Source organism: Sphaerisporangium sp. TRM90804 (assembly GCF_029846175.1).
Lineage (GTDB): Bacteria > Actinomycetota > Actinomycetes > Streptosporangiales > Streptosporangiaceae > Sphaerisporangium.
Genome location: NZ_JARWAC010000001.1, coordinates 346,845 through 369,664 on the forward strand (window position 1 = coordinate 346,845; position 22,820 = coordinate 369,664).

The window sequence follows — 22,820 nt, forward strand, 5'->3', positions numbered from 1 at the left end:
GATGATCACGAGACTGCTGGTGGCCAACCGCGGCGAGATCGCGCGCCGCGTCTTGCGCACCTGCCGCGACCTCGGCGTGGAGACGGTGGCGGTCTACTCCGACGCCGACGCCTCCTCGCCGCACGCCGCCGAGGCCGACCACGCCGTGCGGCTGCCCGGCGACCGGCCGGCCGACACCTATCTGGACGCGGCCGCGATCGTGGCGGCGGCCCGCGCGGCGGGGGCGGACGCCGTCCACCCCGGGTACGGGTTCCTTTCGGAGAACGCGGCCTTCGCGCGCGCCGTCCTGGACGCCGGGCTCACGTGGGTCGGCCCGAGCCCCGCGGCCATCGCGGCGATGGGCTCCAAGGTGGAGGCCAAGCGGCTGATGGCCGCCGCCGGGGTCCCGGTGCTGGCCACGATCGCCTGGGACGCCGCAGGGCCGGCCGCGCCGGCGTCCCCGGACGGGCTCATGTTCCCGGTGCTGGTCAAGGCGTCGGCGGGCGGGGGCGGGCGCGGCATGCGCGTCGTGCGGGACGCCGCCGAGCTGGGGCCGGCCGTCGAGACGGCGCGCCGGGAGGCGCTGGCGGCGTTCGGCGACGGCACGGTGTTCGCCGAGCCGCTCCTGGAGGACGCCCGGCACGTCGAGGTGCAGGTGCTCGCCGACGCGCACGGCACGGTCTGGACGCTGGGCGAGCGCGAGTGCTCCATCCAGCGCCGCCACCAGAAGGTGCTGGAGGAGACGCCGTCCCCCGGCGTCACCGCCGCCACACGCGAGGCGCTGTGCCGGGCGGCGGTCCGGGCCGCGGCGGCGATCGGCTACGTGGGGGCCGGGACGGTGGAGTTCCTCGTCAAGGGCGACACGGTGGCGTTCCTTGAGATGAACACACGCCTCCAGGTGGAGCACCCGGTGACCGAGTGCGTGTTCGGGCTCGACCTCGTCCGCCTGCAGTTGGAGATCGCCGAGGGCGCGCGCCTGCCGGCCGAGCCGCCGGCGCCGTCGGGCCACGCCATCGAGGTGCGGCTGTACGCCGAGGACCCGGCCCTCGACTGGCGCCCGCAGAACGGCACCCTGCACCGGTTCGAGGTCCCCGGGGTGGACGACCGGTTCGGCGCCCCAGAGCCCGGAGCCCTCCGGGGCGGGTACGGGCTGCGGCTGGATTCCGGGGTGGAGTCGGGCTCGGAGATCGGGGTGCACTACGACCCGATGCTGGCCAAGGTGGTCGCGTGGGGGCCCGACCGCGCCGGGACGGCGCGGCGGCTGGCCTCCGCCCTGGCCCGCGCCCGCGTCCACGGCGTCACCACCAACCGCGACCTGCTGGTGGCCGTCCTGCGGCACCCGGAGTTCCTCGCCGGCGGCACCGACACCGGCTTCCTCGGCCGGCACGACCTGACCGCCGAGATGGGCGGCCCCGCCGCCGCGGTGTCGGCGCTGGCCGCCGCGGTCGCCGTCGCGGCGGCCAACCGGGAGGCCGCGACGGTGCTGGGCGGGCTGCCCAGCGGGTGGCGCAACGTGCCGTCCGAGCCGCGCCGCACAGCGTTCCAGGGGCCCGGGGGGCGCGTCGAGGTCGCCTACCGGTTCACCCGCGACGGGCTGGTCGCCGAGGGCTTCGACGGCGTCCGCCTGGTGTCCGGGGGCCCCGGCGAGGTCGTGCTGGAGGTGGACGGGGTGACCCGCCGGTTCGCCGTCGCCCGTTACGGCGACCTGCTGCACGTGGACTCGCCCCTGGGCTCGGTCGGGCTGGAGCTGCTCCCTCGGCTGCCGGAGCCGGTGGTCGCGGTCGCCCCCGGGTCCCTGCTGGCGCCCATGCCGGGTACCGTTCTGCGCGTCGACGTCACACCCGGGGCGGCCGTCGCCGCCGGGCAGCCGATCCTCACCCTGGAGGCGATGAAGATGGAGCATCAGATCTCCGCGCCGGCCGCGGGAGTCGTCTCCGCGCTCAACGTGGGCCCGGGCCGCCAGGTCGAGGCGGGGGCCGTCCTCGCCGTCATCGAGGAGCAGGGATGACCACGCTGGTTCACCGCGAGGTGGGCGGCGGGATCGCCACGATCACGCTGGACTCCCCCGCCAACCGGAACGCGCTGTCGGTGCGCCTGCTCGGCGACCTGGAGCGCGAGCTCGTCCACGCCATCGGCGACGACGGCGTCCGGGTGATCGTGCTGACCGGCACCGGGCCGGTGTTCTGCTCCGGCGCCGACCTCAAGGAGCAGGCCCCCGCGCGGCCCGCCCACGACGCCCCGGTGACCGCCTCCTTCCCGGAGATCATGTCGCTGATCTGGGAGAGCCCCAAGCCGGTGATCTGCCGGCTGAACGGCACCGCCCGGGCCGGCGGCCTGGGCCTGGTGGCCGCGTGCGACTTCGCCGTCGCGCCCGACTCGGCGACGTTCGCGTTCAGCGAGGTGCGGGTGGGCGTCGTCCCGGCGATGATCTCGGTGACCGTGCTGCGACGCCTCGACCAGCGCGCCGCCTCCGAGTATCTCCTCACCGGCGAGGTGTTCGGCGCCGCCCGCGCCGCCGAGATCGGCCTGCTGAACCGTGCGGTGCCGGCCGGGGAGCTCGACGCGGCCGTGGCGCACTACGCGCGGATGCTGCTGCTGGGCGGCCCGGAGGCTTTGGCGATCACCAAGCGGCTGGTGCGCACCGTGCCCGGCCTGCCGGTAGACGAGGGCATGCGGCAGATGGCGCGCCTGTCGGCCGAGCGCTTCACCTCGCCCGAGGGCCAGGAGGGCCTGCGCGCCTTCATGGAGAAGCGCCCCGCCGCCTGGGTCCCCGCGCCCGGGGAGGCCGCGCCGGAAGCCGTTCGCGGGGTCCCCGCGCCCGAGCCGGCGCCCGGGGACGCCGCAACCCGGCCGAAGCCCGGGGGCGGCGGCTCGTGACCGCGCCGACCGGTGACGCGCCGTTGCGCGTCGCCAACTGCAGCGGGTTCTACGGCGACCGGCTGTCGGCGGCCAGGGAGATGGTCGAGGGCGGGCCGATCGACGTGCTCACCGGCGACTGGCTGGCCGAGCTGACCATGCTGATCCTCGCGGGCGCCCGCGCCAAGGGCCGTCCCGGGTACGCCGGCACGTTCCTGACCCAGATGGAGCAGGTCCTGGGCACGTGCCTCGATCGCGGCGTCAAGATCGTGTCCAACGCGGGCGGGCTCGACCCCGCCGGGTGCGCGCGGGCCGTGTCCGAGCTGGCCGGCAGGCTCGGGCTCACGGCCCGGGTGGCGCACGTGAGCGGGGACGACCTCACCGGGCGCGACCTCGGCGGCGCGGTGAACCTGGACACCGGCGAGCGGCTGACGGCCGCGCCGCTGACCGCCAACGCCTACCTGGGCGGGCTGCCCATCGCCGTCGCGCTGGAGGCAGGCGCCGACGTGGTGGTGACCGGCAGGGTCACCGACGCCGCGCTGGTGACCGGGCCGGGCATGTGGCGGTTCGGCTGGCGTCCCGGGGACCCGGCCCACCTGGACGCCCTGGCCGGGTCGGTGGTCGCCGGGCACGTCATCGAGTGCGGCTGCCAGGCGACGGGCGGCAACTACGCGTTCTTCGGCGAGGTCCCCGACCTGCCGCACTGCGGGTTCCCGATCGCCGAGCTGCACGCCGACGGCTCCAGCGTGATCACCAAGCATCCGGGCACGGGCGGGCTGGTGTCCGTCGGCACGGTGACCGCGCAGCTGCTGTACGAGATCGGCTCGCCCCGGTACCTGGGGCCGGACGTCACCGCGCGCTTCGACACGATCCGGCTGGCCCAGCAGGGCCCCGACCGCGTCGCGATCACCGGCGTCAGGGGCGAGCCGCCGCCGGAGACCCTCAAGGTCGCCCTCAACCACCTCGGCGGCTACCGCAACACCATGACGCTCGTGCTGACCGGCCTGGACATCGAGGCCAAGGCCCGCCTCGCCGAGGAGGCCGTCTTCGCCCGCGTCCCCCGCGAGGCGTTCGACCAGGTCCACACCGAGCTGGTCGGCACCGGCCCCGGCGCCGCGCTGCTCCGCCTGACCGTCATGGACGCCGACCGCCGCAGGGCCGGGCGGGCCTTCTCCTCCGCCGTCGTCGAGACGGGCCTGGCCGCCTACCCCGGCTTCTACGCCCTGTCTCCCCCGGGTGACGCCTCCCCCTACGGCGTCTACTGGCCCACGACCGTCCCCGCGAGCGACGTCGAGCCCCAGGTCTGGCTGAACGACACCCTGCACTGGCAAGCCCCCACGCCGGCGCCCCGGCCCGCTGACCCTGCGGGAGCCGTCCAGCCCGCCACCCCGGACGCCTCCGTCCCGTCGGGGTCGCCCGGCCCGCCCACCACGCCGCCCGACACCGTCCCAGCCGGGACGGTCACGCCCGACGCCGCCCCGGACGGGACGGCCACGCCGCCGCCCGCCGACTGGGCGGTCACGCGGGAGGTCCCGCTGGGGCTGATCGCGGGAGCCAGATCGGGCGACAAGGGCGGCGACGCCAACCTCGGCGTCTGGGTCCGTACCGAGGAGCAGTACGCCTGGCTGGAACGGTTCCTCACCACCGACCGCCTCGCGGCCCTCCTCCCCGACACCGCCCCACTCACCGTCGAGCGCCACGCCCTGCCCAACCTGCGCGCCCTCAACTTCGTCGTGCACGCCCTCCTGGGCAGAGGCGTCGCCGCCAGCCCTCGCATGGACGCCCAGGCCAAGGCCCTCGGCGAGGAACTACGCGCCCGCCCCGTCCCCATCCCCGTCACCCTGCTCGCCGACGTGGCGGGAGCCTGAGCGTCGCGAGCGCGGACCGCCGCCGGGAACCCACCCGAGCAACCGGACGGGCGCGGGTTAAACGGGTGGACATTCCGGGTGGGCTTTAGCAGGCTCGCGCAGCATGACACGAACCGATGTGCCCGAGACCTGGGACGAGCGGGCCATGCTGGCGACGTTTCTCGACTACGCGCGGGCGACCGCTCACACCAAGTGTGAGGGGTTGTCGGACGAGGACGCCAGGAAGGCTCCGTTGCCGGGGTCTCCGCTGATGACCGTCAGCGGGCTGATCAACCATCTGCGGTGGGTGGAGTACTCGTGGTTCCAGGTGCAGTTCCTCGGCGAGGAGGATCTGGGACCGTGGACGGACGAGGATCCCGACCGCGAGATGCGGATCGCCGTCGACGTGCCGCTGGCCACGCTGCTGCGGGAGTACGAGGAGCAGTGCGCCCGGTACCGCGAGCTGGTGGCGGCGAACGACCTGGACACGCCGGCCAAGCGGACGATCAGGGACGGCCGGCACGTGACGATGCGCTGGATCGTCATGCACCTCATCGAGGAGACCGCCCGGCACAACGGCCACATCGACATCCTGCGCGAGATGGCCGACGGCGTGACAGGTAGCTGACCGCGCGCCCCGACGCGATGTCAGACGAGAATAATGCTCTACAATTGCGCGCAATTGCCGCCATAAGCAGTATTTCGGGGGAAGGACGGCCATGCGTTTGCGGTTCCTCGGCTCGACGTCCGAAGCAGGGGCGTGCCCATCGCTGTACGAGACCGACCGCGGCACGATCGTCGTGCAGGGGCTCGCGCTGACCGACCCCGACGCCCTGGCGGGCCTGCGGCACCTGCTCGACGGGGAGTCGGCGGTGGAGGTGCCGCGCGAGCTGCTCACCGAGATCGCCCGCAGGGTGCTTCCCACTTCCGACCTGGGGCGACACTTGGCTGATCACGATTAGGGAGATCCCTATGGCATGATCGCGCACTCCCGTCTACCCTCATGCGAGTCCGGGTGGCCCCAGCGGAGGTGTGCGTGAGCGGCTTTCAGCAGGGGCGAATCGACCTCGGCGCCCGGCTGCGGCAGCTCCGTGAGAACGCCCAGTTGTCCGGCAAGGATCTGGCCGCGCTCCTGGGCTGGCAGGCGTCCAAGGTGTCGCGCATCGAGAACGCCCGGCAGAGCGCGACCGAGGACGACGTCGTGGTGTGGTGCCAGGCGGTGTTCGCCGGCCCGGAGGTCGTGGACGAGCTTCTCTCCCGCGCGATCGCGCTGCTGGAGCGCCAGGACTCCTGGCGCCAGCGGCACAAGAGCGGGCTGGCCGCGCTCCAGGAGGACGTCCGCGACCTGGAGTCGCGCACCAAGCTGTTCCGCGTCTTCGAGCCGGGCGTGGTGATCGGCCTGCTGCAGACCGCCGAGTACGCCCGCCACATCTTCACCAAGGTGCGCCGCGTCTACGGCGCGGACGACGACGTCGACGCCGCCATCCAGGTGCGCATGCGCAGGCAGGAGATCCTCTACGACCAGGCCAGGCGGTTCCGCTTCCTGCTTCCCGAGGCGGTGCTGCGCTACCGGCTCGCGCCGGACGACGTGATGCGCGGCCAGCTCGACCGCCTTCTGGCGGTCACGACGCTGCCCAACGTGGAGTTCGGCGTGATCCCGTTCACGGCGCAGCTGCCGTCCGCGCTGCTCAACGGCTTCTGGATCTACAACGACAGCATGGTGGGCGTGGCCACCCGCACCAAGGACCTGGTGCTGCGCGACCCCGAGGACGTCGCGTTCTACGCGAGCGCGTTCGAGGACCTTTGTGACGTGGCGGTCTTCGGCGACCAGGCGCGCGAGGTAATCGTGCGCGTCCTGGTCGCCTTCGCGAAACAATCCGCACTTTAAGCCCACAATTGCTTGCCCCTTTCGCCGTGATCATGCAATCCTTTTGCTCTCATAAGCGAAGCTGGAGGTGGGCCTCATGGTGGACACGATGTCCTGCCTGGAGCGCTTCGCCTCCGCGGCCCGCACCCACATGGACCTTTCGGTGCAGGTCCTCGGCGGCACGCCGGCCTGCGTCCGGGCCCGCAACCGCTTCAGCGACACGCTGAAGGAAGTCGTCACCATCACCCCCGAAGGCGCCTTCATCACCTCGTGGGGCTACCGCCTGGGCACCGCCGACAACGTCGACAACGCCGCCGCCCGCCTGGCGTACCTGCTCGCCGCGATGCCCTCCTGAACGACCCCCGGCCGCCCGCGTCCGGCCACCACCCCGAGACGTTCGCGTCCGGCCACGCCCCCAGGACGCCCGACGCCGACGCGCCCGACCTCGATACGCCCGACGACGGGACACCGCCGCGGTCGCACGCGGCTAAAGTGAGCCGGTGCTCATGATGTGGATCGGCGAGTCACCGCTGTCACCGCTGCCGCCGACGGCGGGACGGACGCGCGCATGACCTCGTCGGAGCCGACGGCGATGCGGGCCGACGCCCGGCGCAACCGGGCGCGCATCCTGGAGGCCGCCGCCGCGGTCTTCGCCGAGCACGGGCCCTCGGCGTCCACCGAGGAGGTCGCCGCCCGGGCCGGGGTGGCGATCGGCACGGTGTTCCGCCACTTCCCCACCAAGGGCGACCTGCTGGCCGCCATCATGAAAGACCTGCTCGCGCGGCTGACGGCCGAGGCCGAGACGCTGGCGAAGGACGGCGACCCGGCGACGGCGCTGTTCGCGTTCTTCGAGCGGATGGTGCGGGAGGCCGCCGACAAGCGCACCGTCGCCGGCGCGCTGTCGGACGGCGGCGGCGAGTTCGGCGTCGCCGCGCCCGTCCAGGCGCTCGGCGAGCCGATCGGCGCGCTGCTGGCGGGCGCCCAGCGGGCGGGCGCCGTGCGCGAGGACGTGCGTCTGGACGAGGTGCTGGCCCTGCTCACCGGCCTGTGCCAGGGCGCCCTGCACGCCGGCTGGGACACCGGCCTGCGCGGGCGCACGCTGGCCATCGTCTTCGCCGGGCTGCGCCCGTAGGACGTCGCCGGACGTGGGCCTAGCCGGCCGCGGGAAAGGCGGAGCGGGGCAGGCCGACCTCGTGGGAGGCGGCGACGCGGGCGTGTTCCAGCAGGCGCGCGCGGGACAGCACCAACGGGTGCAGGGTGTAGCGGATGATCAGGCCGTCGAGCATGCCGTCGAGGCGTTCGGCGGCGCCGCGGGGGTCGTCGCAGGTGAACTCGCCGGTGTCCACCCCGGCCTGGATGGCCTGCTCGACCGCGCCGATCCACGCGGTCTCCAGCTCCAGCAGGATCTTCTGGACGACCGCCTCGCGCAGCCCGGCGGCGAAGGCGTCGATCCACAGGATCCAGCTCTGGTCGGTGCGCGACCTCGGGATGTAGTACCGCAGGACGCGGTCGAGGCGCTCGACGGCCGGGCCGGAGCCGCGCACCAGCTCGCCGAGGCGGGTGACCTCGTCGTCGATGGTGACGCGGAGCATCGCGGTGATCAGGTCGTCCTTGGTGGCGAAGTGATAGTGGATCAGCCCGCCGCTGACGTTGGTCGCCTTGGCGATGTCGGCGACCCTGGTGCTGGAGATGCCGCGTTCGAGCACCACGCGCCGGGCCGCGTCCAGCAGCTCCGCCCGGCGCTGGTCGGCCTGGTCGGCACGGCTTCCGCGAGCCCCCTCCGCACTGCGCACGGCGGGAATCCTACCGGAGCGCCGGTCTGGCCCCGCCGCCTCTTCTCCGTCACCCCTGCCCACGCCCCCGGGCCCTGCGAGCCGGTCGCCGCGGTCGCCGGAGACGGCCGGGGAGGGCGGCGTCACTTGCCGAGGGCGCCCTGGAGGTCCATGACGTGGTCCTGCGTCTGCTGGAGCAGCGGCCGCAGCGCCTCGGCGACGTCGGGCAGGCCCAGCTCGTTCGCCTGGGCGACCCGCTCGCGGTAGCGCTCCAGCTGGGTGGTCTCCAGGTCGAGGTCCAGCGCGAGCGCCTCCGCCCCGTCCGGCACGTTGGGGATCTCCGGAACCGTCACCGTCGGCACGCCGCCGAGGAAGGCGATCTGCTCGGCAAGCGTCGTCGCGTGTGTCAACTCCTGGCCCAGGTGCTCCTTCAGCTCCTCGATGATGTTCTGGTACTCCGGTCCCTTCACCGTCGCCACGTGCTGCGTGTACTGGACGATCGAGCGGTACTCGCTCTGGAGGTCCTCGTTGAGCAGTGTGACGAATCCCTGCTGGTCCACGCTTGATCATCCCTTTCTCAGGTCGGGATCCTCCCCTACCCCGTATCGCCACGACGATGCGACGCGCCCACGCGCCGGGGTGGGACGACCACCGCACCGGGCACCCGCTTGGCGTCGAAACGGTGCGGGCGACAGTCGCCGAGGGCGGGTCGCTAAAGGGGTGGATCCTGACAAGTCAGGACAGAGCGGTGAACGTGCCTGCCTTGACGCCGGCGACGAAGGAGCGCCATTCGGAAGGGCCGGAAAGCAGCTTGGGGCCATCCGGGACCTTGCTGTCCCGGACCGCGACAATGCCGGGCAGGTTGCTGGCGACCTCGACGCACTGGCCGCCAGTGCCGCCGGAGAACGACGACTTCCGCCACACAGCGCAACTCAGGTCCATTCCCGCCTCGCTTCTTCGATCACTTTGAGGGACACACGTTCAGGATAGGCCCAAAGACGTATCGCCTCATATCGGTTACGAATCGCCGTGACCATACGGTAGTCGGTGGTGAACTCGCCTTCAGCCGAAGATTCCGCGTGTATTGCACGCGGCTGACCGTCCTTGAGTTCGGCGATCATGAATGCGCCGAGCAAGCCGATAAGACAGTGCGGGTCGACGACCTGGACGGAGATGTTGGGCCGCTCCATGACCTCAAGCAAGTAGTCGAACTGCTCCCTCATCACCCCTGGCCCGCCGACCTGACGACGCAGCACACCCTCGTCGATGAGCGCCACGAGCAGGGGAGGATCATCCCGGTCGAGGATGCCCTGCCGCTGTGCACGGGCCTCGATGCGTGCCTCGATCTCCTCCGGAGCGATCTGGGGCTCCTGGTGGAAGATGTGCCGAGCGTAGGACGGGGTCTGGAGGAGGCCGGGGACCAGAAGAGGATCCCAGGACCACAGGACGCGGGCGGCCGGTTCGATCTCGTCGGCCCAGTCCATGAACCATGCCGGGCCGCTGGGGCGGGCGACGATGTGCTTGCGCAGGTCGGTGAAGAAGGTGCCCTCGCCCGAGCCGAAGAGTTTGTCCAGCCTCTCGGCGTCGGACACCGACGGGGTGCGGGTGGCGGCCTCCAGACGGCTCACCTGGGTCTGCGTGCAGCCCAGCCGTGCGGCCACGGCCGCCTGGGACAGTTGGGCGGCCTCCCGAAGGCGGCGCATCTCGGTGCCGAAACGCGCGCGGGGGGATTCCGGGCCCGGGAAAGGCTCGACGCTCAACGCGTTACTCCAAAAAAGAGGTGAAAGCGGACTTTCCGGTTTGAGGACAATGACGGGGGGTGGTCTATCTAAACCGGCCCCTGTCATCGCAGGTCATCTACTGGGGTGCCGATCGGGCCCTGAATTCGCTGGCCACGAGGGCAATCTAAGCACACGCCTTCTTTGTTCGGCAGGGCAAAGAAAGCACTTCATCGCTCGTGAATCAGCGAGGGGACGAGTTATGTGTGATTGGAACGGCGCTCTTTCGTGCCCCGGCGGCCCGTACAGAAGAGGCGCCTACAGCGGCCTGGTGGCGGCGATGGCCGGCGCGACGGGTGTGAACGCGTCGGGGGTGATCGCGTGAGAGCGGGCGAGCAGGTCATCCGGCACGGAGGCGAGATACCCGGCTCCGCCCCGTGGGTCGGGGACTTCCCCGGCGGGATCGCGTCCGTACCGGCCGCCCGGGCGTGGGCGCGGGGGCTGCTGGCCGCACGAGTCGCCCCACCGGTGCTGGACGACGTCCTGCTCATGTTGAGCGAGCTCGTCACCAACGCGGTGACGTACTCGGCCTCCGGGAGCACGGCCGACGGCCGGGTGACGGTGTGCGTGGCCGTCTCCCCCCGGCTGGTTCACGTGGAGGTGACCGACGCAGGATCGACCACGAGCGCACCCGCCGCGCGGGCGGTGGCGGCCGACAGCGAGGGCGGACGGGGGCTGTGGCTGGTCAACATGATCGCGACCGCCTGGGGATCCTGCCACGACGGTCACACGGGCAGAACGGTCTGGTTCCAGTCGGCGTTGTAGTTCGGCGGGCATCGGGCGCGACGGTGCTCATCTGGGGCGGGCCGGGTCCGTTGGGCTGGACTTTGTCTAGGGTGGGCTTGTGCCTGCCACGATCAATGCCACGAGAACACGCTCCGCGCTGCGCACGTCGGCGCGCATCTCCCTGGAGATGCTGCTCGTCCTGGTGATGAGCGCGGTGACGCTGTGGATCCTGGGCCAGATGTGGTCCATCGTCTGGCCGCTCGTCATCGCCCTGCTCCTGACCACACTGACCTGGCCTCTGGCCCGTTTCCTGCGCCGGCACGGCTGGCCCGCCGCCTTGGCCGCCACGGCGGTGACCGTCCTGTTCCTCCTGGTCGCGGCCGGCACCGTGGTGCTGATCGCCGTCCCGGTGGCGTCCCAGTCCGGCGAGCTGGCCGCCGGCGTGGTCAGCGGCATCCAGCAGCTGCGCGACTGGGCCGCCGGGCCGCCGCTGAACTTCGGCGCCGACCAGGTCAGCAGCGCACTCGACGACGGGGTCGCCCGCATCCAGTCCAGCGTCGGCAGCATCGTCAACGCCACCCTCACCGGCGTGGGCACCGTGATCAACGGCCTGGTCACCACCGTCCTGGCGCTCTTCCTCATGTTCTTCTTCCTCAAGGACGGCCCGCGGTTCCTGCCCTGGCTGACCCGCCAGCTCCCCGGCCGCCTCGCCACGGACGTGCAGATCGTGGGCGCACGTAGCTGGGACACCCTCGGCTCGTTCGTCCGCTCCCAGGCCTTCGTGGGCCTGCTCGACGCCGTCTTCATCGGCATCGGCCTGTGGATCGTGGGCGTGCCGCTGGTTCTCCCCCTGGCCGTCCTGACCTTCGTGTCGGCGTTCATCCCCATCATCGGAGCCCTGTTCGCCGGTTTCGTCGCGATCCTCATCACGCTGGTGTCCAACGGCCCGACGGACGCGCTGATCGTGCTCGCCATCATCATCGCCGTGCAGCAGCTTGAGGGAAACGTGTTCCAGCCCATGGTGCAGAGCCGCGGCCTCGGCCTGCACGCGGCGGTGATCCTGCTCGCGGTGACGCTCGGCGGCAGCCTGTCAGGCATCGTGGGCAGCCTGCTCGCCGTACCGATCGCCGCCTTGATCGCCGTGGTGTGGAACTACCTCCGCGAACAGCTCAGCGACCCACCCCAGGAGCCGGAGAACGGCCTGCCGGAACCCGACAAGCCCGACACCGAGGTGACCGTCGCCGCGCGGAAGCCGACCTGACGCCCAGCTCGGCGGGACCTTTCCGGAGCTGGACCGCGAGGCGGCTCGCCCGGGTGAGGGACGGTGAAGAGGGTCACGTGGCGGTGAGCACGGCCATGGCGGCGTTGTGGCCGGGGATGCCGCTGACGCCGCCGCCGCGGCGGGCGCCGGCGCCGCAGAGCAGGACGCGTTCGTGCGGGGTCTCCACGCCCCAGCGGCCGGTATCGGCGGGATCCTCGGCGAACGGCCACGTCAGGTCGCGGTGGAAGATGTGGCCGCCGGGCAGGCCGGCCTCGTTCTCCAGGTCGACGGGGGTCTTGACCTCCAGGCACAGGTCACCGGCGGGGGTGCGCATCAGGCAGTCCTCGATCGGCTCGGCGAGCACCGCGTCCAGCGACGCCATGGTGGCGGCCAGGGCCTCGCGACGCGCGGCCTCGGGGTCGGCGCGGAACAGGCGGGCGGGCATGTGCAGGCCGAACAGGGTCATGGTGTGCGCTCCCGAGCGGCGCAGCTCGTCGCCGAGGATCGTCGGGTCGGTGAGCGAGTGGCAGTACACCTCGGACGGCGGCAGCTCGGGGATCCGGCTGGCCGCCGCCTGCTCGTAGGCGCGGGCGAGCTGGTCGCGGCCCTCGTTGACGTGGAAGGTGCCGCTGAACGCCTCTGCCGGGTCGACGGCCGCGTCCTTGAGCCGGGGCAGCCGGGACAGCACCATGTTGACCTTGAGCTGGGCGCCCTCGGGGGTCTCGCCGCGCTCGCCGAGCAGGCGGTCCAGCACGGCGGGCGGGGTGGTGACCAGCACCCGTCCGGCGGTGACGGTGTGCTCGGCGCCGCCGGCGTCGCGGAACGCGACCTCGCCGCCGGGGTCGACCGACAACGCCTCCATGCCCGCCCGGATCTCGGCCCCGGCGCGCAGGGCGGCGTCGGCGAGCGCGCCGCTGACCGCGCCCATGCCGCCCACCGGGACCTTCCAGTCCCCCGTGCCGTCGCCGACGACGTGGTAGAGCAGGCAGCGGTTGGCGAGCAGGTCCTTGGCGGGGTCGGCGAAGGTGCCGATGAGGGCGTCGGTGAGCACCACGCCGCGGACGGTGTCGTCGGCGAAGCGCTCGTCCACCACCTCGCCGATCGGGCGTTCGAACAGGTCGCGCCAGGCCTCGGCGTCGGCCACCACCTCCTCGCGCAGCGAGGCGCGGTCGCGCAGCGGCTCCAGCAGCGACGGCGCCACACGTTCGGCGACCCGCGCCGTCATCGCGTAGAACCGGCGCCAGGCGGCGTGGTCGGCGTCCCCGCCGGTCACGGTCGCGAAGGAGGCGGCCGTGCGCGCCGGGTCGCCGTCGTCGACCAGCAGGCCCGTGCCGCCGGCCGGGGTGTAGGAGGCGAAGCGGCGGCGCACCAGGCGCAGGTCCAGCCCGAGGTCGGTGACGACCTTGGCGGGCAGCAGGCTGACCAGGTAGGAGTAGCGCGACAGGCGCGCGTCCACGCCGGGGAACGCCTGGGCCGACACCGAGAGGCCGCCGAGGTGTGGCAGCCGTTCGAGCACCAGCACCCAGCGCCCGGCCCGCGCCAGGTAGGCGGCGGCGACCAGGCCGTTGTGCCCGGCACCCACGATCACGACGTCGTAATGGGAACGGCGCATGACAAAGCCTCCTAACCCGGACAGTACGGTGAGACCGCACACCAGGGGAACAAACTTCCTGGAGCGTACAGAGGGAAGGGACACGGAGCGAGCATGCAGACGACCGGCGCCGGCGGCGGGAGCATCCAGACATCGACGGAGGTCGCCGAGGCCCTCGCCAACGGGACGCCGGTGGTCGCGCTGGAGTCCACGATCATCTCCCACGGCCTGCCGCAGCCGCGCAACCTCGCGGTGGCCGTCGAGCTGGAGGGGCTGGTCCGCGAGGCGGGCGCAGTGCCGGCGACGATCGCCGTGCTCGACGGGGTGCCCCGCGTCGGGCTGGACAAGGGGATGCTGGAACGCGTCGCCACCGAGCCGGGCCTGCGCAAGCTGGGCTTCCGCGACCTGCCCGCCGCCGCCGCCCTCGGGGCGAGCGGGGCCACCACCGTCTCGGCCACCGCCTTCCTTGCGGCGCGCGCGGGCATCCGGGTGTTCGCCACCGGCGGCCTGGGCGGGGTGCACCGCGGGTGGGTGGACGACCAGGACGAGTCGGCCGACCTGGACACGCTCGCCCGCACCAGGATCACCATCGTGTGCGCGGGGGTGAAGTCCATCCTGGACGTGCCCGCCACGCTCCAGCGGCTGGAGACCCGGGGGGTCACCGTCGCCGGGTACCGCACCGGCACCTTCCCCGGCTTCTACCTGCACTCCTCGGGCCTGCCGGTCGACTGGCGGCTGGAGGAGCCCGCCGAGGCCGCCGCCGTCATGCGCGCCCAGGACGCGCTCGGCGGCCCGGAGACCGCGCTGATCGTCGCCAACCCCGTCCCGCCCGGCGAGCAGCTCGACCCCGACCTGCACGACCGCGTCCTGGCCGAGGCCCTGGCCGCCGCCCAGCGGCAGGGCGTCACCGGCCAGGCGATCACCCCCTTCCTGCTCGACTACCTGGTGCGCGGCACCGAGGGCGCCTCCCTGGAGGCCAACCTCGCCGCCGTCCGCGGCAACACCCGCCTGGCCGCCCGCATCGCCACCGCCTGGTCCCCCGCGCACACCGGCCCCGATGCCTGACGCCCTCTCCCACCGCGGCACCGCCACCACCGGCTACGGCGAACTCCCGCCGACACCCGCCCGCCCGGGAGCACCGAAGGCGCGGAGCCACTCGAACAGGCCCAAGGCACCCGCCCGGCACGGCGCCCCGAAAACGCCGAGGAGGGCAGGGCGGGCGCCCGGCACGGCCGTCCCCGCCGCCGGCCACCCCGCCACCCCCTCTTTCGGCGCCGGTACGGCCGGTGCCCGGGGCGGCGAAGGCGGCGCCGTGTACGGCTGGCCGGGCGGGTCGCCGTCGTGGGCGGTGGGCTAGTGGGCGGGCTGCTGGTGGTCGGGGACGTCGTCACCGACGTGGTGGCGCGGCACGGAGCGCCGGTCGCGGCGGGGACGGACACCGAGGCCGACATCGTCGTGCGGCCGGGCGGGTCGGGCGCCAACACCGCCGCCTGGGCCGCGCACCTGGGCACCGACACGCGGCTGCTGGCCCGGGCGGGCTTCGACACCGGCGCCTGGCACGTCACCGAGCTGACGCGGGCGGGCGTCCGGCCGCACGTGCGCGTGGACGACGACCACCCGACCGCCGTCGTGATCGCGATGGTGGACCCCAGCGGGGAGCGGACCTTCCTCACCAACCGGGGCGCCGGCGGGCGCATCGGCCCGGACGACTGGGACGACACCCTGCTCGACGGCGTGACCCGACTGCACGTCTCGGGGTACACGCTGTTCGCCCCGCCCGGGCTGGAGCTGGTCAGGGTGGCGATCGCCGCCGCGCTGAGCAGGGGCGTGAGCGTGAGCGTGGACCCGGCGTCCACGGGGTTCCTGCGCGGGTTCGGCGTCGAGCGGTTCCTCGCCGAGACCTCGGCGGCGGCGGTCGTCGTCCCCAACCGCGACGAGGCGCTGCTGCTCACCGGCGAGGGCGACGCGGAGGCGGCCGCCGCCGCGCTGAGCGACCGCTACCCGCTGGCGGCGGTGAAGCTCGGCGACGGCGGCGCGCTGCTGGCGCACGGCGGCCGGGTGCTGCACCGGGCACCTGCCGTCACGGCCGTGAGCGTCGACTCGACGGGCGCGGGCGACGCCTTCGCGGCCGGGTTCCTGACCGGCCTGATTTCAGGAAGTTCCACGGCATCGGCCCTGGAAGCGGGCTGTTCGGCGGGCGCCGAGGCCGTCACCCGCCTCGGCGGGCGCCCGATCTTTTCGGCTAGGAGCTATGTTCTCCCTTGATGACGCCAATTGATAGCGTGAAGCGTAAGCTGCACCACTAGCAACATGCGTCACACTCGGGAGGATGCGGTCAGCCGATGGACGCCGATTCGATGATCTGCCTGAGTGACGTGGTTCCGGTCCTGCGCTGGAGCCGTCCCCAGCAGATCGCTGAGGTGCTCGCCGACCCCCGGCTGCCGTCCGGCTGGTGGGCCTCGGTCGCGCTCAGCCGCGCCCTCGGCACGACCGGGGTCGAGTGGCTGTGCGACCGCCTCTCCCGGCTGGCCGTCAGCCGATGGGACCATCTGACGCTGACCGACGTGCTCCCCGCCCTGCAGCTCCACCGGGCCGATCCCGCGCTGGCCGGCTGGCCCGAGCCCGCGCGGTCGGCGGTGTCGGGAATGGGCGGGTGGCAGCGCCTGCGCAGGCTCACGGCGGCCGACCTCCGGGGGCCGGCGGGCACCACGCCGCCCGAGGTCATCGTCACCGCCGTCTTCCGCGAGATCCTCGGCCGCATCCCGGCCATCGCGCCGCAGGTCCCGGGCCCGCAGCCTCCCGCGGTCGCGGGCCGCGCCCCGGGCGGGCAGCAGCCGGCCGGCGCCGCTGCCTCGGCACCGGGCGGCGGGCCGCACGTCCCCGGCGCCGCGCCGCCGCCTCCGGCCGTCGCCGCCCGGCTTCCCGCACTCGCGGGGCCGCAGGCGCCCGCCCCGCCGGTCCCCGCACAGCCTTCCGGGCCGCTCCCCGCGCGGCCGTCCGCGGCCACGCCGACCGGGGCCTTCCCGGCGCAGCCCTCCGCGGGCACGCACACCGGCCCGTACCAGGCCCAGCCGGTCGCGGGCTCGCACACCGGCCCGTACCCGGCGCAGCCCTCCGCATTCCCGCGACAGGGGGGGCCGCACAGCGGGCCGTACCCGGCGCAGCCCGGAACCGGTGAACGGCAGCCGCACGCCGCCAAGCACACCGGCCCCTATCCCCGCCCCACCGCCGTCCCGGCCCTGCCCGCCGCCGCGCCGCCCCCCGCCGCGCCTCCCCCGCCGGTCTCCGACAACCCGCTCGTGCGGCTGGTCGACGCGGTCTTCCGCGAGTGGACCCCCATGGAGCGGGCGGTGGCCATCGAGCGGCTGTTCGCGGCCGAGCCGGTCAGCCTGCGCACCCTCGCCCACGAGCTGCACGTCGACCGCGACGTGCTGTCGGCGGCCCAGCGGGCGGCCGAGGAGCGCGTGCTCAACTGGCTGCGCTCGCCGGAGTCCACCGCCGTCACCGGGCACCTGTTCCGGCTCACCGAGTGGCTCGGCGTGGCCGCCACCGAGGAGCAGCTCATCGGCGCCGACGACGCGCACCCCATCCAGGTGCCCTCCCTGGGCACGCCGCTGTGGCGGGTGCTGGTAGCGCTGATGCACGACCGCCGCCTGCAGGACGGCTGGCTGGTCGTGGGCGACCTGTCGCGCCTGCGCGAGCGCACCGCGCAGCTGCTGGGCGGCCGGGCCACCGGCGAGGACGCCGTGGAGCTGCTGGCCCAGGTCGGCATCCGCGCGCACTCGGCGCAGGCGTGGATCGACGCCCTCCCCAAGCCCATGGGCATGCCTCCGGAGCCGTCCCGCTCGACGGACACCAACGGCTTCACCCCGCTGCCCCGCCGTACGCCCGGCGCCAACGGCCACCAGGTGCGCGGCGGCCTGCCGGTGCCGTCGGTCGCCGACAACCTGCCGGACGCCCAGACGGCCCTCGCCGCGCTGACGGCCCTGTCGGGGCCGCCCCGTCCGCACCTGGTGCCCGAGCCGCGCGCCGCCGGCCACCGGCCGCCGCTGCCGGGCCCGGCGTCCGACCCGCGCCGCTGGCAGCGCATCGACGTGACCAGCGAGCACCTGCGCGGCGAGCCCGTGCCGGTGCCCGAGGGGTACGCCACGCAGCTCGGCATGCGCCCCGGGACGCTGCTGTCGGTCACCGGCCCCGGCGAGAACGCCGTGGTGCTGGTCTGGCGCGACCGCCAGCCGGTCTTCGACTCCCTGCAGCCGGTGCTGATGCGCCTGAACGCCCGCCCGGGCGACTCGGTCTACGTCACCGTGGACGGCTACCGCCTGGACGCCCAGCTCACGTCGTGAAACCCCGGCCCTGAGACCCGGCCGGCGCCTCATCAGGCACCTGCGCCGGGGGACGGCTCACGCCGTGCGGAGCGCGCCGGGCCCTGGGCGAGGCCCCGGCTCGGCGGCCCTCAGCGCCCGTCGTGGCGGGCCCTCAGGTCTCGTCCTGGCTCTTGAGCACCTTGCGGTAGTACGTGCCCGACGACTCGTAGGCCAGGGCCTGGTAGAACTCCGGCGCGCGCCGGGTGGCCAGGGCGACGTACCCGGCGTCGCGCGAGCGGGCCCACGTCTCGAACTCCTCCAGCAGCGACCGGCCCAGGCCGCGCCGGCGGAACCCGTGCTGCGTCATGGCCTCCTCGACCCACGCCACGTGCCCGTTCGCGAACAGCGTGAGGTGCACGTACCCCAGCAGGTAGCCCCGCACGACCCCGTCCACGACGGCGACCAGCACCAGCGCGTCCGGGTTCCCCAGCAGGGTGGGGAACGCCGCGTCGAAGTCGGCCCGGCGCGGCCGGAACGACAGCGCGAACTCGCGGGCCAGCCCGAAGATCTCCTCGGCGTCCGTCTTCTCTGCCCTGCGCACCAGGAGATCATCAGTTGTCATGAAAGGGACTCTAGGGAGTAGACCCCCCGTGCGTCCATTCGGGCCCCCATCAGGCCGGGAACCGGCCGCGAGCGGGCCGACTCAGGCGGGCAGGCCGAGCTGGCGGGCTATCAGCATGCGCTGCACCTCGCTGGTGCCCTCGCCGATCTCCAGGATCTTCGCGTCGCGGTAGAAGCGGCCGACCGGGTACTCGTTCATGAAGCCGTAGCCGCCGAAGATCTGGGTGGCGTCGCGGGCGTTGTCCATCGCCGCGTTGGAGGCGACCAGCTTGGCTATCGCGGCCTCCTTCTTGACGGGCTCCCCCGCGAGCATCTTCTCGGCCGCGTGGTAGTACGCCAGGCGGGCGGTGTGGGTGCGCGCCTCCATGTCGGCGATCTTGAACTGGATGGCCTGGTAGCGGCCGATGGCCTGGCCGAACGCGTGCCGCTCCCCGACGTACTTCAGGCACTCGTCCACGCAGCCCTGGGCCAGGCCCACCGACAGGGCGGCGATGGCGACGCGGCCCTCGTCGAGGGTCTGCAGGAACTGGGCGTACCCCCGGCCGCGCTCGCCCAGCAGGGCGGACTCCGGGACGCGGCAGTCGCTGAACGACAGCTCGCGGGTGTCCGAGGCCGACCAGCCGACCTTCGAGTACTTCTTGGAGACGGTGAAGCCGGGGGTCCCGGCGGGGACGATGACCGTGCTGATCTCGGGCGCGGTGCCGCCGTCGCGGCTCTGGCGGCGGCCAGTGATGGCCGCGACGGCGACGAAGCCGGTGATGTCGGTGCCCGAGTTGGTGATGAACGCCTTGGAGCCGTTGACGACCCACTCGCCGCCGTCGAGCGTCGCGGTGGTGCGCATGCCGCCGGGCACGTCGGAGCCGCCGCCGGGCTCGGTCAGGCCGAACGCGCCGAGCGTCTGGCCCGAGGCCAGGCGGGGCAGCCAGCGCTCCTTCTGCTCGGCCGAGCCGTACCGGTACAGCGGCATCGCGCCGAGGGAGACCGCCGCCTCCAGGGTGATCGCCACCGAGGAGTCGACGCGGGCCAGCTCCTCCAGGGCCAGGCAGAGCGCGAAGTAGTCGCCGCCCATGCCGCCGTGCTCCTCGGGGATCGGCAGGCCGAACAGGCCCATCCGTCCCATCCTCGCGACGATGTCGTAGGGGAACTCGCAGCGCTCGTAGTAGTCGCCGATGACGGGAGCGACCACGTCCCTGGCGAACTCCTCGACGCTCTTGCGCAGGGCCTCGTAGTCGTCCTCAAGCCGGTGCATCGTCTGACTCCTCCTTCTGTGCCATCGCCTGGACCACGCGGGACGGGCTCGGACGGCCCAGCTCTCCGGCGAGCCACACGCTGGTGGCGACCAGCGCCTCCAAGTCGATCCCGGTGCGCACGCCGAGGCCCGACAACATCCAGACCAGGTCCTCGGTGGCGAGGTTGCCGGTGGCGCTCTCGGCGTACGGGCAGCCGCCGATGCCGCCGGCCGAGGCGTCCACCACGGTGACGCCCGCCCGCAGCGCGGCCAGGGTGTTGACCAGAGCCTGGCCGTAGGTGTCGTGGAAGTGCACCGCGAGCCGCTCGGGCCCGACGCCGGCGCCCGCGAAGGCGGCGAGCAGGGCGGAGACGTGCCCGGGCGTGCCGACGCCGATGGTGTCGCCGAGCGACAGCTCCGAGCAGCCGAGGTCGAGCAGCCGCGCGCCGTTCCGCACGACCTGCTCGATCGGCACCGGCCCCTCCCACGGGTCTCCGAAGCACATCGACAGGTACGCGCGCACCCGCAGCCCGGCCGCGCGGGCCCGCTCGACGACCGGGGCGAACATGGCGATCGACTCGTCCACGCCGCGGTTGAGGTTGCGCCGGGCGAAGGTCTCGGTGGCGCTGCCGAAGATCGCGATGTCGGTGACGCCGTGCTCCAGGGCCCGGTCCAGGCCGCGCTCGTTGGGGACGAGCACGGGGTAGCGGACACCCGGCGCGGGCGTGAGGCGGCCGAGCAGCTCCCCGGCGTCGGCGAGCTGCGGCACCCAGGAGGGGTGGACGAAGCTGGTCGCCTCGATCGTGGTCAGGCCGGCCTCGGCGAGGCGGGTGAGGAAGCGCGCCTTCACCTCCACCGGGACGACGACCGCCTCGTTCTGCAGCCCGTCGCGGGGGCCGACCTCGTAGACGGTCACCCGCTCGGGCAGCCCGTCCGCGGACACTCGCATGGGGGCGCGCATCACGCCTCCTCTCGCTCGGCGGGCTCGTCGCCGTCCCCGGCCGCGGGGTCGTCGCGGACGACGGCCAGCACCGCGTCCATGTCGACCGGCTGACCGGCGCGCACCGGCAGCTCGGCCACGACGCCGGCCGCGGGGGCGGTGACGGTGTGCTCCATCTTCATCGCCTCGACGACCAGCAGCGGCTGGCCCTCGGCGACACGGTCGCCCGCGGCCACCTTGACCAGCAGCACGGTGCCCGGCATCGGGCTGCGGACCACGCCGTCGCCGGCGCGGCCCGCGCCCGGGCGGTCGTCCGGGTCGCCGGCGACGTGCGGGGTGATCGCCCACGAGCGGCCGTCGCGGCCCAGCCACACCGTCTCGCCGTCCCTGGCGCAGGCGAAGCGGGAGGTCACCCCGTCGAGGGTGACCCGCGCCTCGCCTTCCGGTCCGCGGCCGAGCAGCGCCGTGACGGGCGGGCCGCCGTCGACGGCGACCTCGGCGCCCGAGCGGGGCAGGCCGCGGACCGCGACCTCGGCGGTCTCGCCGCGCGCGGCCAGCAGCCACCGCGTCCAGGCGGGCTCGCCGAGCCGCCAGCCGTCGGGAACGTCCCAGGGGTCGTCGCCGGCGGCGGCGGCCAGGCCGTCCTGCAGCACCAGGCCCGCCGCCGCCCGGACGCCGACCGGCAGCGCCTCGGCGCCGTAGGCGGCCTCCAGCAGCGCGTCGAGGCGGCGCTCGATCAGGCCGGTGCCGAGGGCGCCCGCGGCCACGGCGGGGTCGGCGAGCAGGGCGCGCAGGAAGGCGATGTTCGTGGTGACGCCCAGGACGGTGGTGTCGCGCAGCGCCGCGTCCAGCCGCCGCAGCGCGCCGGCCCGGTCGGGGGCCCACGCGATCACCTTGGAGAGCATGGGGTCGTAGTCGCTGCCGACGACCGCGCCCTCCTGGAGCGCGGAGTCGACCCGGACGCCGTCGTGCCCCTCGGGCTCGCGCAGCGCGATCACCCGGCCGCCGGTGGGCAGGAAGTCCCGGCGCGGGTCCTCGGCGTAGACGCGGGCCTCTACGGCGTGGCCGCGCGTGACGATCTCGTCCTGGGTCACCGGCAGCGGCTCGCCCGCCGCGACCCGGAGCTGGAGCTCCACCAGGTCGAGCCCGGTGACCAGCTCGGTGACCGGGTGCTCCACCTGGAGGCGGGTGTTCATCTCGATGAAGTAGCCGGGGTGGCCGGGCTGGTCGCCGGGGACGATGAACTCGACGGTGCCCGCCCCGACGTACCCGACCGACCGGGCGGCCTTGATCGCGGCGTCCGCCATGCGGCGCCGCGTCGGCTCGTCCAGCAGCGGGGAGGGCGCCTCCTCGACGACCTTCTGGTGGCGGCGCTGGAGGCTGCACTCGCGCTCGCCCAGGTGGACGACGGCGCCGTGCGCGTCGGCCATCACCTGGATCTCGATGTGCCGGGGGTCGCCGACGAGCTTCTCGACCAGCAGCGTGCCGTCCCCGAACGCGGCGGCGGCGGTGCGGCGGGCCGACTCCAGGGCCGCGGGCAGCTCCTCGGGCGAGCGCACCACCAGCATGCCCTTGCCGCCGCCGCCGGCCGACGGCTTGACCAGCACGGGGAAGCCGATCGAGCGGGCCGTCTCGGCCAGGTCGTCGCCGGGCTCGGCCCCACCGGGGACGACGGGCACGCCGGCGTCGGCCACCGTCGCCTTGGCGCGGATCTTGTCGCCCATGGCCTCGACGGCCTCGGGCGGCGGGCCGACGAACACCACGCCGGCCGCGGCGCAGCGGCGCGCGAACGCGGTGTTCTCCGCCAGGAACCCGTAGCCGGGGTGCACCGCCTGGGCGCCGGTGGCGGTGGTCGCGGCGACCACCTGGTCGATGTCGAGGTAACCGCCGGGCAGGCGCACGGCGAGGTCGGCCTCGCGGGCGTGCCGGGCCCCGGCGTCGGCGTCGCTGTACACGGCGACGGACCGGATGCCGAGGCGGCGCAGGGTCCTGATCACGCGGAGCGCGATCTCACCCCGGTTGGCGACGAGAACGGTGTCGAACATGG

The 22,820-nt window shown here is 73.8% G+C and carries 22 protein-coding genes; 13 read left to right on the forward strand and 9 right to left on the reverse strand.

Features of this window, described 5'->3' with window-relative positions:
* The first annotated feature begins 1 nt into the window (after position 1).
* The 8 genes from PYR91_RS01505 to PYR91_RS01540 all read left to right on the forward strand — a co-directional run bounded on the left by PYR91_RS01505 (position 2) and on the right by PYR91_RS01540 (position 7,681).
* Positions 2-1,987 carry a biotin carboxylase N-terminal domain-containing protein gene (locus PYR91_RS01505; protein ID WP_279777038.1) on the forward strand — a complete coding sequence of 662 codons (1,986 nt, stop codon included), beginning with the start codon at positions 2-4 and terminating at the stop codon, positions 1,985-1,987.
* Positions 1,984-2,856, forward strand: coding sequence for an enoyl-CoA hydratase-related protein (locus tag PYR91_RS01510; protein WP_279777039.1), 873 nt, complete (start codon positions 1,984-1,986; stop codon positions 2,854-2,856). The genes PYR91_RS01505 and PYR91_RS01510 overlap by 4 nt, the downstream gene beginning before the upstream one ends.
* Positions 2,853-4,703 carry an acyclic terpene utilization AtuA family protein gene (locus PYR91_RS01515; protein WP_279777040.1) on the forward strand — a complete coding sequence of 617 codons (1,851 nt, stop codon included), beginning with the start codon at positions 2,853-2,855 and terminating at the stop codon, positions 4,701-4,703. The genes PYR91_RS01510 and PYR91_RS01515 overlap by 4 nt, the downstream gene beginning before the upstream one ends.
* A 103-nt stretch (positions 4,704-4,806) precedes the next feature.
* Positions 4,807-5,310: a DinB family protein gene (locus PYR91_RS01520; protein WP_279777041.1), complete on the forward strand. Its 504-nt coding sequence runs from the start codon at positions 4,807-4,809 to the stop codon at positions 5,308-5,310.
* 91 nt (positions 5,311-5,401) lie between these two features.
* Positions 5,402-5,644, forward strand: coding sequence for a hypothetical protein (locus PYR91_RS01525; protein ID WP_279777042.1), 243 nt, complete (start codon positions 5,402-5,404; stop codon positions 5,642-5,644).
* A 74-nt stretch (positions 5,645-5,718) separates the two neighbouring features.
* Positions 5,719-6,570 carry a helix-turn-helix transcriptional regulator gene (locus tag PYR91_RS01530; RefSeq protein WP_279777043.1) on the forward strand — a complete coding sequence of 284 codons (852 nt, stop codon included), beginning with the start codon at positions 5,719-5,721 and terminating at the stop codon, positions 6,568-6,570.
* 76 nt (positions 6,571-6,646) lie between these two features.
* Entirely contained in the window at positions 6,647-6,904 is a 258-nt protein-coding gene (locus PYR91_RS01535; RefSeq protein WP_279777044.1) for a hypothetical protein, read from the forward strand.
* Between the two features lie 213 nt (positions 6,905-7,117).
* Complete coding sequence (locus PYR91_RS01540) at positions 7,118-7,681, forward strand: helix-turn-helix domain containing protein (RefSeq protein ID WP_279777045.1); 564 nt, start codon at positions 7,118-7,120, stop codon at positions 7,679-7,681.
* 19 nt (positions 7,682-7,700) lie between these two features.
* On the opposite strand, the gene PYR91_RS01545 is transcribed toward PYR91_RS01540, so the two are convergent.
* The 4 genes from PYR91_RS01545 to PYR91_RS01560 all read right to left on the reverse strand — a co-directional run bounded on the left by PYR91_RS01545 (position 7,701) and on the right by PYR91_RS01560 (position 10,081).
* A complete protein-coding gene (locus tag PYR91_RS01545) occupies positions 7,701-8,342 on the reverse strand; it encodes a TetR/AcrR family transcriptional regulator (protein WP_279777046.1) in 642 nt (213 codons plus the stop codon).
* A 122-nt stretch (positions 8,343-8,464) separates the two neighbouring features.
* Positions 8,465-8,881: a ferritin-like domain-containing protein gene (locus tag PYR91_RS01550; RefSeq protein WP_279777047.1), complete on the reverse strand. Its 417-nt coding sequence runs from the start codon at positions 8,879-8,881 to the stop codon at positions 8,465-8,467.
* A 175-nt stretch (positions 8,882-9,056) separates the two neighbouring features.
* Entirely contained in the window at positions 9,057-9,263 is a 207-nt protein-coding gene (locus tag PYR91_RS01555; protein ID WP_279777048.1) for a DUF397 domain-containing protein, read from the reverse strand.
* Complete coding sequence (locus PYR91_RS01560) at positions 9,254-10,081, reverse strand: helix-turn-helix transcriptional regulator (RefSeq protein ID WP_279777049.1); 828 nt, start codon at positions 10,079-10,081, stop codon at positions 9,254-9,256. Before PYR91_RS01560 ends, PYR91_RS01555 begins: the two co-directional genes overlap by 10 nt.
* A 339-nt stretch (positions 10,082-10,420) precedes the next feature.
* Between PYR91_RS01560 and PYR91_RS01565 the strand changes: the two genes are divergently transcribed.
* Together PYR91_RS01565 and PYR91_RS01570 are read left to right on the forward strand one after the other, a co-directional pair.
* Positions 10,421-10,864, forward strand: a complete 444-nt coding sequence (locus tag PYR91_RS01565) for an ATP-binding protein (RefSeq protein ID WP_279777050.1) — start codon at positions 10,421-10,423, stop codon at positions 10,862-10,864.
* Positions 10,865-10,943: 79 nt separating this feature from the next.
* On the forward strand, positions 10,944-12,086 hold the full coding sequence (locus tag PYR91_RS01570; RefSeq protein WP_279777051.1) for an AI-2E family transporter: 1,143 nt from the start codon (positions 10,944-10,946) through the stop codon (positions 12,084-12,086).
* 73 nt (positions 12,087-12,159) lie between these two features.
* Here the strand turns inward: PYR91_RS01570 and PYR91_RS01575 are convergent, their stop codons facing one another.
* Positions 12,160-13,698 carry an NAD(P)/FAD-dependent oxidoreductase gene (locus PYR91_RS01575; protein ID WP_279777052.1) on the reverse strand — a complete coding sequence of 513 codons (1,539 nt, stop codon included), beginning with the start codon at positions 13,696-13,698 and terminating at the stop codon, positions 12,160-12,162.
* A gap of 93 nt (positions 13,699-13,791) precedes the next feature.
* On the opposite strand from PYR91_RS01575, the gene PYR91_RS01580 reads away from it, so the two are divergent.
* The 3 genes from PYR91_RS01580 (at position 13,792) to PYR91_RS01590 (ending at position 18,023) form a co-directional block, all read left to right on the forward strand.
* Positions 13,792-14,742 (forward strand): pseudouridine-5'-phosphate glycosidase, encoded by a 951-nt coding sequence (locus tag PYR91_RS01580; protein WP_279777053.1) that lies wholly within the window; start codon positions 13,792-13,794, stop codon positions 14,740-14,742.
* A gap of 276 nt (positions 14,743-15,018) precedes the next feature.
* Positions 15,019-15,942 (forward strand): sugar kinase, encoded by a 924-nt coding sequence (locus tag PYR91_RS01585; protein WP_279777054.1) that lies wholly within the window; start codon positions 15,019-15,021, stop codon positions 15,940-15,942.
* Between the two features lie 77 nt (positions 15,943-16,019).
* Positions 16,020-18,023, forward strand: coding sequence for a hypothetical protein (locus PYR91_RS01590; protein ID WP_279777055.1), 2,004 nt, complete (start codon positions 16,020-16,022; stop codon positions 18,021-18,023).
* A gap of 133 nt (positions 18,024-18,156) precedes the next feature.
* On the opposite strand, the gene PYR91_RS01595 is transcribed toward PYR91_RS01590, so the two are convergent.
* The 4 genes from PYR91_RS01595 to PYR91_RS01610 all read right to left on the reverse strand — a co-directional run bounded on the left by PYR91_RS01595 (position 18,157) and on the right by PYR91_RS01610 (position 22,818).
* Complete coding sequence (locus tag PYR91_RS01595; protein WP_279777056.1) at positions 18,157-18,606, reverse strand: GNAT family N-acetyltransferase; 450 nt, start codon at positions 18,604-18,606, stop codon at positions 18,157-18,159.
* 81 nt (positions 18,607-18,687) lie between these two features.
* On the reverse strand, positions 18,688-19,854 hold the full coding sequence (locus PYR91_RS01600) for an acyl-CoA dehydrogenase family protein (RefSeq protein WP_279777057.1): 1,167 nt from the start codon (positions 19,852-19,854) through the stop codon (positions 18,688-18,690).
* Positions 19,841-20,794 (reverse strand): hydroxymethylglutaryl-CoA lyase, encoded by a 954-nt coding sequence (locus PYR91_RS01605; protein ID WP_279777058.1) that lies wholly within the window; start codon positions 20,792-20,794, stop codon positions 19,841-19,843. Before PYR91_RS01605 ends, PYR91_RS01600 begins: the two co-directional genes overlap by 14 nt.
* Positions 20,794-22,818 (reverse strand): biotin carboxylase N-terminal domain-containing protein, encoded by a 2,025-nt coding sequence (locus PYR91_RS01610; protein WP_279777059.1) that lies wholly within the window; start codon positions 22,816-22,818, stop codon positions 20,794-20,796. Before PYR91_RS01610 ends, PYR91_RS01605 begins: the two co-directional genes overlap by 1 nt.
* Between the last annotated feature and the right edge of the window lie 2 nt (positions 22,819-22,820).